Source organism: Candidatus Dormiibacterota bacterium (assembly GCA_035544955.1).
Taxonomy (GTDB): Bacteria; Chloroflexota; Dormibacteria; order CF-121; family CF-121; genus CF-13.
On record DASZZN010000048.1, the window covers coordinates 1 to 15301 of the forward strand.

At 65.2% G+C, this 15301-nt stretch carries 17 protein-coding genes and 1 tRNA gene; 7 read left to right on the top strand and 11 right to left on the bottom strand.

What is annotated here, in order from left to right; genetic code table 11:
* The 4 genes from VHK65_17200 to VHK65_17215 form a co-directional block, all read right to left on the bottom strand.
* Window positions 1-465: PLP-dependent lyase/thiolase (locus VHK65_17200; GenBank protein ID HVS07887.1), on the bottom strand; the 465-nt coding region annotated here is incomplete at its 3' end.
* Window positions 465-794 carry a 2-amino-4-oxopentanoate thiolase subunit OrtA gene (gene ortA, locus VHK65_17205; protein ID HVS07888.1) on the bottom strand — a complete coding sequence of 110 codons (330 nt, stop codon included), beginning with the start codon at window positions 792-794 and terminating at the stop codon, window positions 465-467. The genes ortA and VHK65_17200, both read right to left, overlap by 1 nt.
* On the bottom strand, window positions 791-1816 hold the full coding sequence (locus VHK65_17210) for an LLM class flavin-dependent oxidoreductase (GenBank protein HVS07889.1): 1026 nt from the start codon (window positions 1814-1816) through the stop codon (window positions 791-793). Before VHK65_17210 ends, ortA begins: the two co-directional genes overlap by 4 nt.
* A gap of 145 nt (window positions 1817-1961) precedes the next feature.
* Complete coding sequence (locus tag VHK65_17215) at window positions 1962-2465, bottom strand: MarR family transcriptional regulator (protein HVS07890.1); 504 nt, start codon at window positions 2463-2465, stop codon at window positions 1962-1964.
* Window positions 2466-2627: 162 nt separating this feature from the next.
* Here VHK65_17215 and VHK65_17220 point away from each other — a divergent pair, with 162 nt between their 5' ends.
* Together VHK65_17220 and VHK65_17225 are read left to right on the top strand one after the other, a co-directional pair.
* A complete protein-coding gene (locus VHK65_17220; GenBank protein HVS07891.1) occupies window positions 2628-3179 on the top strand; it encodes a hypothetical protein in 552 nt (183 codons plus the stop codon).
* Window positions 3180-3207: 28 nt separating this feature from the next.
* Window positions 3208-3681 (top strand): hypothetical protein, encoded by a 474-nt coding sequence (locus VHK65_17225; protein ID HVS07892.1) that lies wholly within the window; start codon window positions 3208-3210, stop codon window positions 3679-3681.
* Window positions 3682-4012: 331 nt separating this feature from the next.
* Here the strand turns inward: VHK65_17225 and VHK65_17230 are convergent, their stop codons facing one another.
* Together VHK65_17230 and VHK65_17235 are read right to left on the bottom strand one after the other, a co-directional pair.
* A complete protein-coding gene (locus VHK65_17230; protein HVS07893.1) occupies window positions 4013-4909 on the bottom strand; it encodes a hypothetical protein in 897 nt (298 codons plus the stop codon).
* A gap of 353 nt (window positions 4910-5262) precedes the next feature.
* Complete coding sequence (locus VHK65_17235) at window positions 5263-5706, bottom strand: nuclear transport factor 2 family protein (GenBank protein ID HVS07894.1); 444 nt, start codon at window positions 5704-5706, stop codon at window positions 5263-5265.
* Between the two features lie 106 nt (window positions 5707-5812).
* Here VHK65_17235 and VHK65_17240 point away from each other — a divergent pair, with 106 nt between their 5' ends.
* Window positions 5813-8602 (top strand): AAA family ATPase, encoded by a 2790-nt coding sequence (locus tag VHK65_17240; protein HVS07895.1) that lies wholly within the window; start codon window positions 5813-5815, stop codon window positions 8600-8602.
* Window positions 8603-8611: 9 nt separating this feature from the next.
* Here the strand turns inward: VHK65_17240 and VHK65_17245 are convergent, their stop codons facing one another.
* Together VHK65_17245 and VHK65_17250 are read right to left on the bottom strand one after the other, a co-directional pair.
* The gene (locus tag VHK65_17245) at window positions 8612-8779 is read right to left on the bottom strand and encodes a hypothetical protein (GenBank protein ID HVS07896.1); all 168 of its coding nucleotides are present in this window, start codon (window positions 8777-8779) and stop codon (window positions 8612-8614) included.
* Entirely contained in the window at window positions 8776-10050 is a 1275-nt protein-coding gene (locus VHK65_17250) for an NAD(P)-binding domain-containing protein (protein HVS07897.1), read from the bottom strand. Before VHK65_17250 ends, VHK65_17245 begins: the two co-directional genes overlap by 4 nt.
* A gap of 520 nt (window positions 10051-10570) precedes the next feature.
* Between VHK65_17250 and VHK65_17255 the strand changes: the two genes are divergently transcribed.
* Window positions 10571-10714: a hypothetical protein gene (locus VHK65_17255; GenBank protein ID HVS07898.1), complete on the top strand. Its 144-nt coding sequence runs from the start codon at window positions 10571-10573 to the stop codon at window positions 10712-10714.
* 67 nt (window positions 10715-10781) lie between these two features.
* On the opposite strand, the gene VHK65_17260 is transcribed toward VHK65_17255, so the two are convergent.
* On the bottom strand, window positions 10782-11663 hold the full coding sequence (locus VHK65_17260; GenBank protein ID HVS07899.1) for an AraC family transcriptional regulator: 882 nt from the start codon (window positions 11661-11663) through the stop codon (window positions 10782-10784).
* Between the two features lie 22 nt (window positions 11664-11685).
* Between VHK65_17260 and VHK65_17265 the strand changes: the two genes are divergently transcribed.
* The 3 genes from VHK65_17265 (at window position 11686) to VHK65_17275 (ending at window position 13731) form a co-directional block, all read left to right on the top strand.
* A complete protein-coding gene (locus VHK65_17265; GenBank protein ID HVS07900.1) occupies window positions 11686-12309 on the top strand; it encodes a LysE family transporter in 624 nt (207 codons plus the stop codon).
* Between the two features lie 105 nt (window positions 12310-12414).
* A complete protein-coding gene (locus VHK65_17270; protein ID HVS07901.1) occupies window positions 12415-12762 on the top strand; it encodes a hypothetical protein in 348 nt (115 codons plus the stop codon).
* 609 nt (window positions 12763-13371) lie between these two features.
* Window positions 13372-13731, top strand: coding sequence for a RidA family protein (locus VHK65_17275; protein ID HVS07902.1), 360 nt, complete (start codon window positions 13372-13374; stop codon window positions 13729-13731).
* 351 nt (window positions 13732-14082) lie between these two features.
* Here the strand turns inward: VHK65_17275 and VHK65_17280 are convergent, their stop codons facing one another.
* Together VHK65_17280 and VHK65_17285 are read right to left on the bottom strand one after the other, a co-directional pair.
* Complete coding sequence (locus VHK65_17280; GenBank protein ID HVS07903.1) at window positions 14083-14547, bottom strand: DUF1801 domain-containing protein; 465 nt, start codon at window positions 14545-14547, stop codon at window positions 14083-14085.
* A 454-nt stretch (window positions 14548-15001) separates the two neighbouring features.
* Window positions 15002-15145: transfer RNA gene (locus tag VHK65_17285), tRNA-Pro, on the bottom strand.
* Window positions 15146-15301: the final 156 nt, after the last annotated feature.

The window sequence follows — 15301 nt, forward strand, 5'->3', positions numbered from 1 at the left end:
CGAATCGAAGACCTCCTGAAGGATGATGGCCTTGAGGCCGCGCATCGCCGCCTGCGAGGCAACGGCCGCGCCATAATTCCCGGACGTGGCGGCGACGACCCCCTTGTAACGAAGATCAGCGGCGTGCGCGACCGCCAGTGACGCGCGGCGGGCTTTGAAGCTGCCGGCCGCGTTGCCGGCCTCATCCTTTATAAGGATGCGCGCGCCCTGGCCGCGCGGCGCGGTTTGCCGTACGAGCCTGGTGAGACGAGGAAGTTCCCACAGCGGCGTATCCCCCACCTTGAAGGCGGCCTGGATCCGGCGCACTGCCTCCAGATCGTAGCCGGGGCTGCCCACCAATCCCTCGTAATCGAAGGCGACGCCGCCCTCTCGCTCGAATTGGGCGTAGTCAAGGCCGAGCGCCCGCTGCATGATCGCGCCCCGACGCGCCATGACCTGCGCATAGCCTCGACTCTCGACCGACATCAGGACCGCTCCGGCTCCATGAGGCGTCGCTTCATCGCTTTGCCCACCTGGAGGAGTTCAGGCGACGGGTCGCCGAAGTCGGCCGGGTTGCGTGGCAGGACGGCCCGAAGCCTTCCGGTAACCACCCGTTCCGCCTGCGTGCGCACCTCCGTGGTCGCCCCCATGTGCGCCGCCGCCACCAGGAACCCGCGCACTCGAGCGGAGAACGGCACGGACGCGGTGTCGGCCGGGATCCCCGGTGCGCGCTCGCCGGGCTTCAGGATCACGCGTTCGAGCTCAACCCACGTCCCGGCCGGGACCGCCCGTCGGTCGCTCCCCGTCGGTTTCATGCCGGTTGGGGGACTTTGCCGCCGTAGCGCTTCTTCAGATGAGGCAGGACTTCATCGGCGCAAACTTTGGCGACCAGGCTGGGGTCGGGACTCATGTCCGCCCAGAGGATGTGGTTGCAGCCGGCTTCGATGAAGGCTTCGAAGCGTTCGATGATCTGCTCCCCGCTGGACGCGACGCAAAACGCCTGCTGCAGCGCCTCGTCCTTGACCAGGAGCGCCCGTTGCTCGATCACCCGCGGATCCTGGATATAGCTGTAGGCCTCCGGGATCAGCAACCCGCCGTAAACACGCGCGCCCTCGAGCGCCTTTGCCGCGCTGGGATGGTAGGAGCTCGAGACCCAGGCGCATTTCATCATGGTGTTCGGATCCTTGCCCGCCTCGCGAGCACCCGCTTCGAAGGCGGGGATCAACACGTCGCGGTGATGCGACGGTGGCACGCCGACGGCGACGTAGCCTTCGGTGTAGCGTCCGGCGTTGCGCGCCATGATCGGCCCCTGCGAGGCGCAGAGCAGCGGGATCGGTTCAACCGGCTTGGTGTAGAGGTAGAAGAAGCTCTTGTAGTGTTTGCCCTTGTGCTCGAAGTAGTCCTGGGAGCTCCAGGCCTTCTTGATGAGCTCGATCCCCTCCACGGTCCGCTCGATGCGCTCGCGGAGTGCTGGCCAGACTCCGGTGGTGGTCTTCTCGTTCATCGCCTCTCCGGTCCCGACGCAGAGCGCCACCCGCCCCGGGTAAAGCAGCGCCTGCGTTGCGACTTCGATCGCGACATCAATCGGGTGGTGGCGGATCCCGAGCGCCGGGATCACCATGCCGCCGACCGTCGCGCGCTCGGTGTTCGCTAAGAACGCCGCCAACGTCGTGAAGATCCCCGCGCTATGCCCCGAGGAGTGCTGCCAGGGGAGGGTGTGGTCCCCCTCCCAGATGTAGTCGAACCCGGCCTGCTCGAGGTCCCGAACTCGCCTGACGTTATCCCGGACATCGTGGCACAGACATTCCGGGGAAATGCCGAATGTAACCGGACCCAAATCCGTGCTCCCTTTCCCCCCGTCGACACCTGCCGCTGTCAAGCCTTATACGACGGATGGGCCGATTTGTCAAACAGGCCGCGCCAGCCAGCACGCGCGGTCAGCACCAGCCTTCGGGGCCGGGTGCTGGTTCCTGGTGTCCTGTCTAGCCGCCGGCTGCCGGTTCTGCTTTGCTCAGCACCGCTCGGAGCAAGTCGGCCAGCACCCGCCGTTCCTTCCCGCTGAGGCCGGCAAGGAGCGTCGCTTCGCTCTTTGTGTTTTCGGCGACGGCCCGCGCCAGTAGCCGGCGGCCACGCTCCGTCAGGTGAATCGTGACGCCTCGGCGATCGTCTTTATCCGGGTTGCGCTTGACCAGGCCTTGTTGCTCCAGGCGATCGAGCCGCTTGGTCATGCCGGCCGAGGACATCATCAATCCACGAAACAGCTGGGTGGGTGACAGCGTGTGCGGAGGTGGCGACGTGCGGAGAGCGCTGAGCACACCGACATCGCCGCGGGTCAGCCCGTATCGCCCGAAGACCTCGTCCTCACGCTGAGCGATCCGTGCCGCGATTCGGGAGATCCGGCCAGTGACGTGGTACGCGTCGACCGGCAGCCCGGGCTGCAGCTCTGACCACCGCTCCACGACCTGGTCGATCCAATCACGTTCCACTTACGTAACCGGGCCAAGTATAGATCTGTGTGGTTTGGAATATCTCGCTCGCGAGCAAGATTCCAGTGATCATGCAACACGCCGCGACGGTTTTTCACCCCGCGGAGGGGGGCACGTCCCCCGCCCCCTTCCGCCCCTTCTCGAGATCGAGGTAATCAGCAAATGACCAGAAAAGCATTACTCGCCCTCATCGCACCCGTATTACTTGCCGCGTGCGGAACCCCAAGTGCGGCCAGCTCCGCCCCGTCGGCCAGCCCCACCGCGACGGTGTCGGCGACTCCGAGCGCCACCCCCACGCCGGAACCGACGCCAACCCCGATCCCAACTCCGACTCCAGCGCCGGCGACTGCGCCTCCGCGCGTCGCGCCCAGCGTCTTTTTGGCCAGCCACATGGGCCTCGGCGCGATCCTGGTGAACGCGCAGGGTCGAACCCTTTATTACTTCGTGCCCGAGCGCGGTGGCAGGATCGTCTGCACGGGGCAGTGCACGAACGCCTGGCCACCCCTGTTCGCAACCAGCATGGCCCCGACGGCTGGCGCGGCGCTACCAGGTCAGCTTGGGGTCGTCGCGCGAGCGAGCAGCGAGCAGGTCACCTACAACCACTGGCCCCTGTACACGTTTGCCGGCGATCGCGGGCCCGACCAGACCAACGGGCAGGGCGTATTTGGCTTCGGCGGAAAGTGGTTTGTTGCCACGCCGGGTCTCCGCCCGTAAGCGACACAGAAATTAGGAGGTCGATCGAATGAAACGAGTGCTCTTGACCCTGATGTTGCCTTTCGCCCTCGCGGCCTGCGGCGGCGCGGCTGCCGGTTACGGCGGTGGCGCCGCTCCGAGCTCACAGCCCGCGCCGGCGAGCATTTCGGTCGCTAGCAGTAACCTCGGCCAGATCCTGGTCGGCGCGAACGGAAAAACGCTCTATCTCTTCGAGGCCGACACCAGTACGCAGTCGACCTGCTCGGGCGCGTGCGCGCAGGCCTGGCCGCCGCTGACGACCGCCGGTGCGCCAAAGGCGGCAAGCGGTGCGTCGGCGTCGCTGCTGGGCACGACCACGCGGAGCGACGGCACCGCGCAGGTCACGTATAGCGGCCACCCGCTTTACTACTTCGTCAGCGACACCAAGGCCGGCGACACGAACGGTGAGGGCAGCACGGCGTTCGGCGCGGGATGGGATGTCCTCTCACCAACGGGCGCCAAGATCGAGAAGTCCGGTGCGTAGCCGGCGATAGCGATCGCTCGTAGACCAACTCCGACCCGCGGACCCTCCTCCCCCATCAGGGTCCGCGGGTTACTTCATACCAGCGTCACACTGGCTGCGTAGGCTTCTCCCCTGCCAAAATGGCGCAAACGGTCGTTCGGTCGCGGCGGGATTCGATTGACCGTCCTTCGTCTCAGCCTTCATCTGGATGAAGGCAGACGAATCGAGATTCCGCCCGGCCATCGCCTTAGATGGAGGGCCCGAAGAATTCGGGTCGCTTGTGTATCACCCGTGACAAAGGGACCGGCGACGGCCGGTCCCTTCCGTTGGCGGAGTTCAGAAGGGGCTGCAGTTAACCGGTAGCGTTCCCTTCATCCTGTGGCTGTCGCCCCCAATCTGGTGCGAGTGCGTTGGAGTTGTTGATGACGTGGGCCCGGGCCCCGTTCGCATTCATGACCAGCACTTGTAGGGGCTGGCCGGGGATGAATTGGTCGAATACGATCTTCTTTCCATCTGGAGAGTAGACAGGGCGAAAGTCGGCCTTTCCAAGCGGAGTCACATGCGTGAGCTGCTTCACTCCGGTGCCGTCGGGGCGGATCGTGAAGATATCTCCGACGTTTTGGGTGAAGTCGTTGTTGAAGATGATGCGCGACCCGTCCGGTGACCACTCTGGGTGACCGGCGTCCATTGAAATCGGGGTCACCTGCCGCATATCGGTCCCGTCGGCTCTCATGACAAAGATTGCGGAGAGCCCCGGCCCGTTCGGGAACTGCTGGAACGCGATCCATCGGCCGTTTGGTGAGTACTCTGGCTCGGCGGCAAACGTCTCCACGGAGAACGCGGTGAGCTCGCGCAGCCCGGAGCCATCGGGGTTGATCCTCCAGATGTTCGTGCAGCACTGCCCGAACGACGCGTGCTCGAACACGAGATGCCTCCCATTGGGGGACCACGACGGGTCGCCGCTAAACCCGCGCAAGTCGGTGATCTGTCGGACATCGCTCCCGTCGGGCGTCATTGTGAAGATCTCGACAGCGCGCGTCCGGTCGGAGTCGAAGGCAATCAGGCTGCCGTCGGGCGACCAGTCGGAAATTACGCTGTTCGCACCCGCGACGGCGGTTAACTGCCTCACGCCGCTTCCGTCAGGGTTCATCGTGTAGATCTGCCTCGAGCCGGTCTGATCGCTGGAGAAAGAGATCCGTCCATTGACACCCGGATCGCCTGCGAGCGCCGGTGCAGCGCTGGTGGCCAATCCGACAAGGGCCACGGCAGCACAAACAATAAGACGCCTCGAGCGCATCCAGTTGCCATGCTTCCAGGTCCTCTCCCGGACCACCAAGGGCGCACCACGTGTCGGCAACTTAGGGACAACTGCAGTCGCTCTGATCGCGAAAGCAGCAGCAAGTAGCTTCCTCACCGGGTTACCTCCCTGATCAGCGTCAAGCTGACCAATAAGTTGCGATTGTTTGTTTGCGCAGGCAGGGTAGGGCTGCCCACGGTCCGAACTAGATAGTGCGGTCAATCCCCGCTCTTTTCAATAGCGACTTGACGCTCGATCTCGGGTTTTCCAATGAAGTCTCCTCCTGTGTCACCTAATCCCATCGCTCAGGCCACAGCCGGCTCGGACGCGGGCATCACTCCCAGCTGGACCAGGATCTCCACCTGGTCGAAATACTCGCGCTGCGTCTTGATGAGGCCGTCGTCACCGACGGTGCCGACACTGACGGCGGCGGTCCTCATCCTCCGGTTGGTCGGGGGCAGCTCGCCGGCGGGCATCGGAAGCGGACCGCCGTGCGTCCCCTCCGACACATACTCGATGGCGACCGCATCTCCCTGTTCGATGATCCGCTTAATGGTCACGTGCACGTCCGGAAAAGCACCCAACAGCGTGGCGTAGAAAGCCACGATGGCGTTCCGTCCTTTCGTCGGTCCGAGCCCGGGCCAGACGAGCTCCGCATCCTGAGCGTACATGTCGCCAATCGGGTTCAAGTCGTGAGCGTTGACCGCTTCATTCAGCCGATATACGCGATCCTTGAGGCTCGTGGTCATTTGAGACGACCTCCTTGATGTGATGCGACCAGTCTCCCGCCGCCCGGCCGCCGCCGAATCGGGGAAACCCCTAGACCTCGGGGGAAGGCGCCAGTACCATGGGGCCATGCTCGTCGGCAGGGGCGAGGAACTGGCCCGTATCGCGGCTCTCCTCGAGCACGCCCGGTCGGGCGTGAGCGGCGCGCTGATCCTCCGAGGTGAGCCCGGCATCGGCAAGAGTGCCCTGCTTCGCGAAGCGTTGACCCCGGCGAAGGGCATGACCATCCTCTCGGCGACTGGCATCGAGGCGGAGTCGGAGCTTCCCTTCTCGGGGCTGTCGGAACTCCTCTTTCCTCTGCTCGAGCTCTTACCCGAGATACCCGGCCCTCAGGCTGACGCCCTGGCGGCGGCGCTGGCGCTCGGGCCGCCCGTCGCCCCCGACCCGTTCGCGGTCTCGGCCGCGACCCTGAGCATGCTGGCGGTCGCGGCGGAGCGCCATCCGGTGCTCGCGATCGTCGACGACGCCCACTGGCTGGACGCCGCGTCGCGCGACGCCGTGCTCTTCGCCGTCCGCCGGCTGCATGCCGACCGAGTGGCCGTGCTGTTTGCTGTCCGGGAGGGTGAGCCCGTCGAGTTCCGGCCGCCAGGGATACCTGATTTGGCCGTCGAGGGCATCAGTGCGGAAGCATCTCGCGAGTTGATCGCCCGGTCAGCCGGCAAGGTGGTGCCGGATCCGGTCGCCGATCGCGTCCATCGCTCCACCCGTGGCAACCCGCTCGCCATCCTGGAGAGCCTCGAGGTCCTGTCACCGGGCCAACTCGCGGGGACTGAGCCGCTCGAAGAACCCCTGCCAACCGGGCCTGGCGTCCAGCGATCATTCGAGCGTCGCATCGCGCGACTTCCGGGGGACACCCGCAAGGCGCTGCTTGTAGCGGCGGCCTCGCAGTCCGGATCGGTCGACGAGATCCGCCGCGCCTGCGAGGGCTATGGGACGAAGCTCGAAGCCCTCGATCCCGCCGAGGTCGCCGGACTGACGCGCAACGACGGGCTTCGGATTCAGTTTCGGCATCCTCTGATGCGGGCCGCCGTCTACCACGGCGCCACGGCACCCGACCGCCGATCGGTCCATGCGGCGCTCGCCTCGGTGTTGACCGATCCGAAGTCCCTTGTGCCGCGCGCGTGGCACCTTGCGGCGGCGGCGCAGGGAGAAGATGAAGAAATTGCGGCCACCCTCGAGCGCGCGGCCGTTGAAGCCCGCGGGCGAAGCGGTCTGGCGGCCGCCTCCAGGGCGTTCGAGCGCGCAGCGCGCCTGACGCCAGATCCTGAACGGCGCGCCGCCCGCCTGCACGAGGCCGGGTCCGACGCCTACGTCGGCGGCGAATCGCAGCGCGGCATCGCGCTGCTGGACGAAGCCCTCGAGCTCGCCGGCGGCATCTCGCTACGGGCCGCGGTTGCGCATAGCCGCGCCCGCGCGGAGATGTGGACAGGCTCTCCGGCGAAAGCCCGCAGGATTTTGCTGCACGCGGCCGACCTGATCGAGTCGACCGATCCAGCGAGTGCGACGCTCATGCTGGTTGACGCTGCGACGACGGCCATCCAGGAAGGGGACGTGGAGGGAGACTTCGAGGCCAGCGCGACGGGTGCCCTGCACGTGGCGGAGCGGGCCTACCGCGTCGGCCTGCGAGCCGGCGGCCAGCCCGCGGCGGCGGCGGCGGGCGCCTACGGCAAAGCCCTGTTCGCCTTCCGGCGCCCGGAGGACGCCCACCGGCTCATCGTCCAGTCGCTCGACGCGATCGACGAGCGCGAGTCACTCCAGCTGGCTGTCCAGCTGATCAACTCCGCCGCCATGTTCATGTACTTCGAGGAGTTCGACCGAATGCGGGCTCCGCTCGAGCGCCTGATCGCGGCCGCGCGAGCGGCGAGCGCACCGGGTGCCCTACCCTACGCGCTCGGTCACCTCTCCGAGCTCGACTTCCGCACCGGACGGTGGCCCCAGGCTTATGCCGATGCCTCGGAGGCGGTCGCCCTGGCGAGCGAGCTGGACCATCGCTTCTCTCTCATCTATGCGCTCGCCTGCCTCTCCTGGATCGAGGCGGGGCGTGGCCTCGAGGCGGACTGCCGCGCGCACGTCACAAGAATGATGAGCGTCTCGCCACACGCGAAGACGATCGTCGGTGGGTACAGTGCGCGCATCGCCGGGCTGCTGCACCTCGGGTACGGCCGCAACGAGGAAGCGATCAAGTACCTGGAGCCGCTTGCCCATGTGCTCCGCAGCAAGAAGCTCGCGGCGCCCTTCCTCTTCCAGGAGATGCCGGACCTGATCGAGGCGTACGTCCACACCGGCCGTCGCGCCCAGGCCGAGACCGCGCTCGCCGACTTCCAGGACCAGGTGAGAGGTTCCCCGGGGACGTGGGTCCTTGCTGCCACCGAGCGCTGTCGCGGGCTGCTGGCGGAAGACTTCGAACCGGCCTTCATCCGAGCGCTCGAGATCCACGATCGGACGACCATGCCGTTCGAGCGCGCCCGCACGGAGCTCTGCTACGGGGAGCGGCTACGACGCGCCAAGCAACGGAGCGAGGCCCGGACTCATCTTCATAGCGCGCTGGAAGCGTTCGAGAATACCGGTGCCGATCCCTGGGCCGAACGAGCGCGAAATGAATTACGGGCCAGCGGCGAGACGGTGCGCCGCCAACGGGCTGCCACGGACGACCTGACGCTGCAGGAACTGCAGGTTGCCCTGAAGGTTGCCGAGGGTGCAACAAACCGCGAGGCCGCCGCAACCCTGTTCATCAGCCCGAAGACCGTCGAGGCGCACCTGAGCCGGATCTACAGCAAGCTCGGCCTCCGGTCGAGGACCGAGCTTGCACATCGGTTTGCCACCACAGGCAGCCCAGAGCTCGCTGCCGTCGAGAGATAGGCGATTCGGTCAGGCGGTCTGGTAGGCGAGCCGGCCGCAGAGCCAGCACTTGTACTCCGACTGACCCTGCGCGTCGTGCTGATGCGTCGGCCTCAAGAATACCTTCGATTTCGGAAAGACCCGGCAGACGCAGGCCTTTTCCTGTCGATGCTCACCGACGACGGGTTTGTCTTTCATATCGATGCCTCCGCTTTTTTTGATTCCGACCGAGTCTCGCCAACGATCACTGAGGTGATGTGCTCGGCATCCTCCCCGACGCCGAGCAGGAGTCCCGACTTCGGCTTGTGCAGCCACTCCAGTCCGACGAAAAAGAGGCCTGGGACCGCGGTAACGCCCTGGCGCTGACGCGGTTGACCGGCGTCGTCGAAGACTGGCGCCTGGACGAACGAGAAATCGGTCTGGTAGCCGGTCGCCCAGATGATGCTCGTGATGCCGGCGGCCTTCAGGTCCAGCTGGCGGATCGGATCGTCTTCGTGCGGCACGCTCGCTCCGATCCCGCGCGGGTTCTGATCCTCGGGCAGCGGCATTCCCATCTTCGCCACCGCCTCATCCAGTTGCTTGAGAATGTTCTCGGCGAACTCGTCCGCCTTACGAAGGTTTTCCCTCAGGTCGGGAGCGAGCGTGAGGCGTCCATGATCGGCGGCCTGGACACGACCCAGCAGCGTGACGCCCTCTAGCGCCAGCTGGCGAAGGTAGATGTCATGGCCGCCCCGGCGCCCAGAGGCCTGCGGATGACAGGCCGACTTTTCCGCCGGCGACTTCAGGCTGTCGACCGTCCGCTCGTAAAGGCCGCCCATCTTGCCCCACCACACGGCATCCTTTCCGCGATAGCGCCGCGGGACTCGTGGACAGCTGCTCACCGAAACGAACAGCGTCCGGCCTGATTCATGCAGCTCTTCCGCGATCTGGGCACCGGACTGTCCGGTGCCGACCACGAGCGCCGCCCCATCCGGTAGCTGTGCGGGGTTCTTGTACTGACTGGAGTGAATCTGGAAGAGGTCGGCGGGGATGCGGCTCGAAAGGGCTGGCCGTTTCGGTCGCCGGTACGATCCGGTTGCCACCACCACCGCACCGGCCTCGATCGCCGATTCGCCCGCCATTACCCGAAAGCGGCCGGCTGTCTGCTCCACCGAGGTCACCCTCACGTCGGTCCGGATGGGCGGCTCGAACGACTGCACGTAGCCGTCGAAATAGGCGACGAGCTCATCGCGCCCCATAAAGCCATCCGGATCAGCGCCCTGGTAGGAAAACCCGGGAAGCTGGAGCGTCCAGTTCGGCGTGACCAGGCAGAAGGAATCCCACCGCTGGCTCCGCCAGGACTCGCCCACACGATTCTGTTCGAGGACCACGTGCTCGACGCCCTGCTGCGTGAGGTGATAGCTGGTCGCGAGCCCGCCCTGTCCTGCCCCGATCACGACGACCTCAAACCGTTTCTGGTCTGGCATCATGCTCACTCGCCGTCGAGGGTATCGCTAACGGTCGGTTTCCCGAATCGGGGAAACCCCTATATCGCGGGGAGAGTGACCTTCAGCTGACCTAGTGATGAAGAAACAGCACGGGCGAAAGCGCGACGAACACTACGTTTTTTGTGGCCAATTCCGTGGCCAACCCGAGGGAATACTTGAGGCCAAATGGACGCGCTACGAATACATGGAAAGCGAGAATCTCGAGCTGAATTCGATTGCCGTCTGATTTGTAAACAGCGGGTCCTGGGTCGGGTGCCGTCCGGGTCCTCTTAGTCGCGTTAAGAACTGGTCAAGACTTCGTCCAGTCGCGCGATCATCTGGATGAGGGCAGATGATCGAGACACCTGGACGAATTCTTGACCGTCGCTTAACAGAGCCTCTCGAACAATCGAATCGGACAACTTCAGCGAACGGGCCGGGTGGGCCCGCGCAACAGAATCTGCGGGGCCATATATAGCGGACTCCCGAGGCGGGAGCGCGACTCGAGGAACTTCTGACCGACGTGGGTCGTTCTCAGGGCGAGGCGCATGTGCTCGCGCTCCTCGCCGATGGCGCCGCGCACACCGTCGGTGAGCTACAACACGACCTCGGTCACCGCCCGTCCACATTGAGCGGCATCCCCGATCGTCTCGAGTCCCGGGACTGATTCGCCGCGCCCTCAACATTCCTCAACCTTCTTTTGTGCCCGGACATAGCGTGTGAAGATGTTGGCGTTAGCCTCTGGTCGCGGGACGCTCTGGCGATGACGCGGCTGTGAGGGTCATCCAACGGGCCGGTGTCAGGCCGTATGTCCGCTTGAACTGGCGTGTCATGTGGCTCTGGTCAGCGAAGCCGACCTCGGCAGCGACTTGCGCGAGTGACTGCCCGCTTGCGATCGCGGCCTGCGCCAGCGCCAGGCGGCGCAGCGTCCGGTACCGGTCGGGGCTCGTCCCGAACGCCCAGCGGAAGTGGCGAGCGATGGTGAAGCGGTCGGTGCCCGCGATCTCTTCGAGGATCGAGGCCGGCGTCTGCTCGCGCGCGTGACCGGTGAGATAGTCGCGCACGAGCTCAACTGCCCTGAGGTCGATCGTGGCTCGGCGGCGGTCGGGGCGGCCGCTGAGCGACAGCAGGCAGTCGGCGACCGCGACGGCGATCTCGGCGCAGCTGAGCTCGCTGATTGGGTCATCGATGTCGGCAAGTAGGGAAGCGATCGGCCTAACTGCCGAAGTCGGCTCCTGGACGGGATCGGCGACAAATGGTAGCGCCCGACCAGCGAGGGCGCCCCGGATGAGCTCGGGCGCGATGTAGAGGATCCGGTAGCTGAAGCCGTCTTCGGTTCCCGCGGCACCATCGTGCGCCTCGTCGGGATGCAGGACGTGCAGCTGACCGGGTAGGCAGACACAGCGCGAGCCGCGGTAGCCAAAGGTCTGCACGCCGGCGGTGGTGACGCCGATCGCATAGGTGTCGTGCCGGTGCGGCGAGAACGCGCATGTGGAGAGGTAGACCTCGGCGCGCTCGACGCCATACGCCTTCGGTCCGAACCTGATCGAGTCCGCCCGTCGGCTCGAGGATCGTTCAAGACTGTCGGCGTCGACGTCTCCTACCATCTGGGACATGAGTCAAAGGATAGTTGCGGCGGTGCCTGAGGCGCTTCTGTTCCCGGCGATTCGCTGGGGATCGGTCGGACCGCTCCTGCTCATCTCGCTGGCGATCATGGGCAGCCCGGGCCCGGCGACGATCAGCCTCATCGCCGCGGGCTCGGTCAACGGTGTGCGTCGTTCTCTCCCGTATCTGGCCGGGATCATCGTCGGCACGACGATCGTCCTCGTCGCGGTCGCGACAGGGATCACGGCCGCGCTCCTGGCGGTCCCCGCGATCGGCTCCATCCTGATCGGGATATCAGCGGCGTACATCCTTTGGCTCGCGTATCACATCGCGACCGCGCCTCCGCTCTCGAAGCCGACCGGAGCCCCGAATGCCTTCTCGCTCATGGGCGGAGCACTCCTCGGCATTGCCAACCCGAAGGCCTGGGTCGCGATCGCCGCGGTCTTCGCCAGCGCCCACCTCGCCGATTCCCCGACAACGGACGCCGCCGCCAAGATCGCGGTGCTGACTGTGATGATCATCGTGATCTGCACGACGTGGCTGTTCGCAGGCACATCAATCGCGCCGGTTCTTCGCGATCCACGGCGAGCCCGCGTCGTCAACGCCGCGCTCGCTGTGGGGCTCGTCGCCGCGACCGCGCTCGCAGTGTTTCACTGAGGCCACCAGTGCACGATCTGCTTCGCGGGAAGCTCTGTGAGCCTTTCCGCCCGAATCCCCAAAGGGCGCGTTGCGCGGCCTTATGGGCCGGCTGAACGAGCAGCCATGGCTGACCTGGTCCTGCCCGACTGGCTGGTGTTCCGGCCCCGCCTCTTCCCCAGCTCCAACTTCGCCTGGTTGGCCGGTCCCCGGCCAGTCCTGGTCGACAGCGGGTTTGGCAGCGACCTGGACGCGACCCTCGGCCTGGTGCCGGACGAGCCCGCACCGGCTTCAACACGCATTGGCACTCCGACCATGTGGGCGGCAACGCGGGACGGCCTTCCACGGCTGCCGGCGCGTCTTCGGCTTCGCACTCATGATCCATGGCGGGTTCGCCCGCTCGGAGGTGCTTCCATACCTGCTGGCTCGGCGCTGGGTCCACGACTTCGGCCCGCTGGGAGCGCGACTGCCTGATCTCATCCGTCCCCACACACCCCGGTTCTCGGTGTAGGCGGTTAGCGCCCGAAACTTGTTCTCGAAAGGTAGCTGCTGTCGGGCTGCAGGATCGTTCAAGACGACGGTCCTCTACACCCCCTAGCATCCAAGCGATGAGCCCCTATGCTTCCGTGGTCGGGCTTCAGCCACGTCAGATTTGGGACGGCGTAGTCGCCCGCCCTTTGCACGGCGCGGGGATCAGCGTCGGGATCCTCGGGTTCGAACCAATGACGCAAGTGGCCGAGTCACGACAACGAGCAATTGGGACTCGACCTCAAGGGGTCGATCACAATGGTCATCGACGGCGAACGTCGAGATCTGCAGGTCGGCGGCATGTACTCGATCGGAGGTGGGGTTCCTGACTCTGGGGAAGCAGGGCCGGACGGCGCGACGGTCCTGGATGTGTTTCACGGTCTGCATGGCCTGCCGTCGGACGGCGCTCGGATGATTCCGGAGTCGGATGTCGTGCTCGTTATCAGAGACCACGGCAGCGTCCACGCTGGTAGTTCAAAGGGAGAACTGGTCCTTGGGACGAGGAGTCGCGCAGTTCGTACGGCAGCCCGAAACGAAATAGAGGAGGAGCGATTCATGGCAAAGACGGTCGGACCTTTCAGCCCATGGCGTCGGATTGGAGACACGATCGCCACGTCCGGTCAGATCGGCCTGGGCGACGACGGGAAGGTGGTCGAGGGCGGCTTCGGGCCCGAGCTCGAGCAGACGCTCCGCAACCTCAGCAATGTCCTCGCCGACGCCGGTGTTACAAGACAGCAGGTCATCAAAGTCAATGTGTACCTGGCTGACCTCGCGGACTGGTCGGCCCTCAATGGTCCCTACGCTGAGTTCTTTGGCTCTTTGCTCCCAGCACGGACCGCCTTCGCGACGTCCGCGCTCCCGCTCGGTGCCCGGGTCGAGATTGAGGCCTGGGCCGTCGTCGAGGAGACTCGATGAGCGAGGCCCCAATCAAGTCGATTCCGGTCGCATGATCGTTCAAGACAGTCGATAGCGAGAACTACTACGGTCCGATGTATGACACAACGGCCCTATGCGAATGGCCAAAACGGGAGCGGTGAATGAGTACCTATGTCTCGGTCGCCGGACTCCAGCCACATCAGATTTAGGGCGGCGTGGTCGCACGCCCTCTTCACGGCGAGAGTCTCACTGTCGGGATACTCGACTTCGAACCGCTCACATGACTGCATCTGATCTGGCTGACGCGTACGACGCGGTGATGGCCGACGTCACTGCACGAAGAAGGCGGGCGGCCATTCACGAGATCCAGCAGCGCTGCTGCTTTCTTCGTCATCGCTTCTTCCCCCCGAAGAAGGGCATGGCGGCGGCCTGCCTCATCCACGAGGCCGCCAGGCGCTCGTCGAGATCGTCCACGGATGCCAGCTCGACGCCCCGCGTGGACTTGCCCATCCCGACGGGAGTCACCGGCGGTTCCGGGTCGAGCTCGGTGCCGCGTATGAACATCAATTTCACATGGCCGACGAAGGCGCCGGACGAGAAGCACCAGCCCCCGCCCACACCGTAGTACGCCATACCCCACTTCACCGCACGCCGGAGGTCCGATAGCTGCTCGGCCGCCAGGGCATCGATGCGCTCGGCGATGCCGCGCTGCGGCTGCGGCAAGCTGGCGATGTAGGCGAACACGGGCCCGTCGCCTTCCGCGGCCTTCGCGGGGCTTGCCTTGCCCGTCATGGCGACCAGCAGCTTGGCGGTCTTGGCGTTGGCAGTCTTGGCAGACGTCCTCGACGACTTCATGACCGTTCCACGCTCGCGCCGAGGTTGAGGAGAATCTTCTCCCGCTGCTCGAGCGCCTCGGGCATCCCGGACGGTTCTAACGAACGATTCATTCGATCGCTCGACCTAGCCGTCGAGCTTCGCCCCGTGTCCAGGCGATGCCCCACATGTTGGATAGCGCCCGACCGGTCACCAGCGCGATAAGTCCGAGCATGACGACCCACCGGACAAGAGCGTAAACATCCAAACGCCCAAGATCAAGTCTCCCATTGCCTTCTAAATCTAATTCGCAGGCGAACGCTGGTCAATTGGCTCCGATCGCGTTTCGGCATCCGTCCCATCGGTTGATCTCAGCCGGGCCAGCTGTGCCTTGTCACGATTGCCGCTCTTATCAATCTTTCCGCGGCTCTGTGTCCTCCAGGGCCGAAATTGACGCCGCGGACATCGTCAGCACCGTATTCTGAGTTCAAGAATCTGGTCGGGGGCCCGGGATTTGAACCCGAGGCCTCACGGTTCCGTACCGTGAGGCGCAGAGGGCGGCCGGGCACACTTCATCCCGGACGGCTCGTTGGGGAGTCTAAGTTTAGTAACTGTCGGCCGGGAGCTAGTCGAGCCCCCGGGGCTTTCGCGACGTTAAGAACCGATGAAGGTTTCGTCCAGTCACGCGATCATCTCGATGAGGTGTGATGATCGAGACGCTTGGACGAAGTCTTTTTATCCGTTAACAAGCACGCTGCAAATCCTTGAGCTCGTGCTTACTTGGGGGCGAAACGGG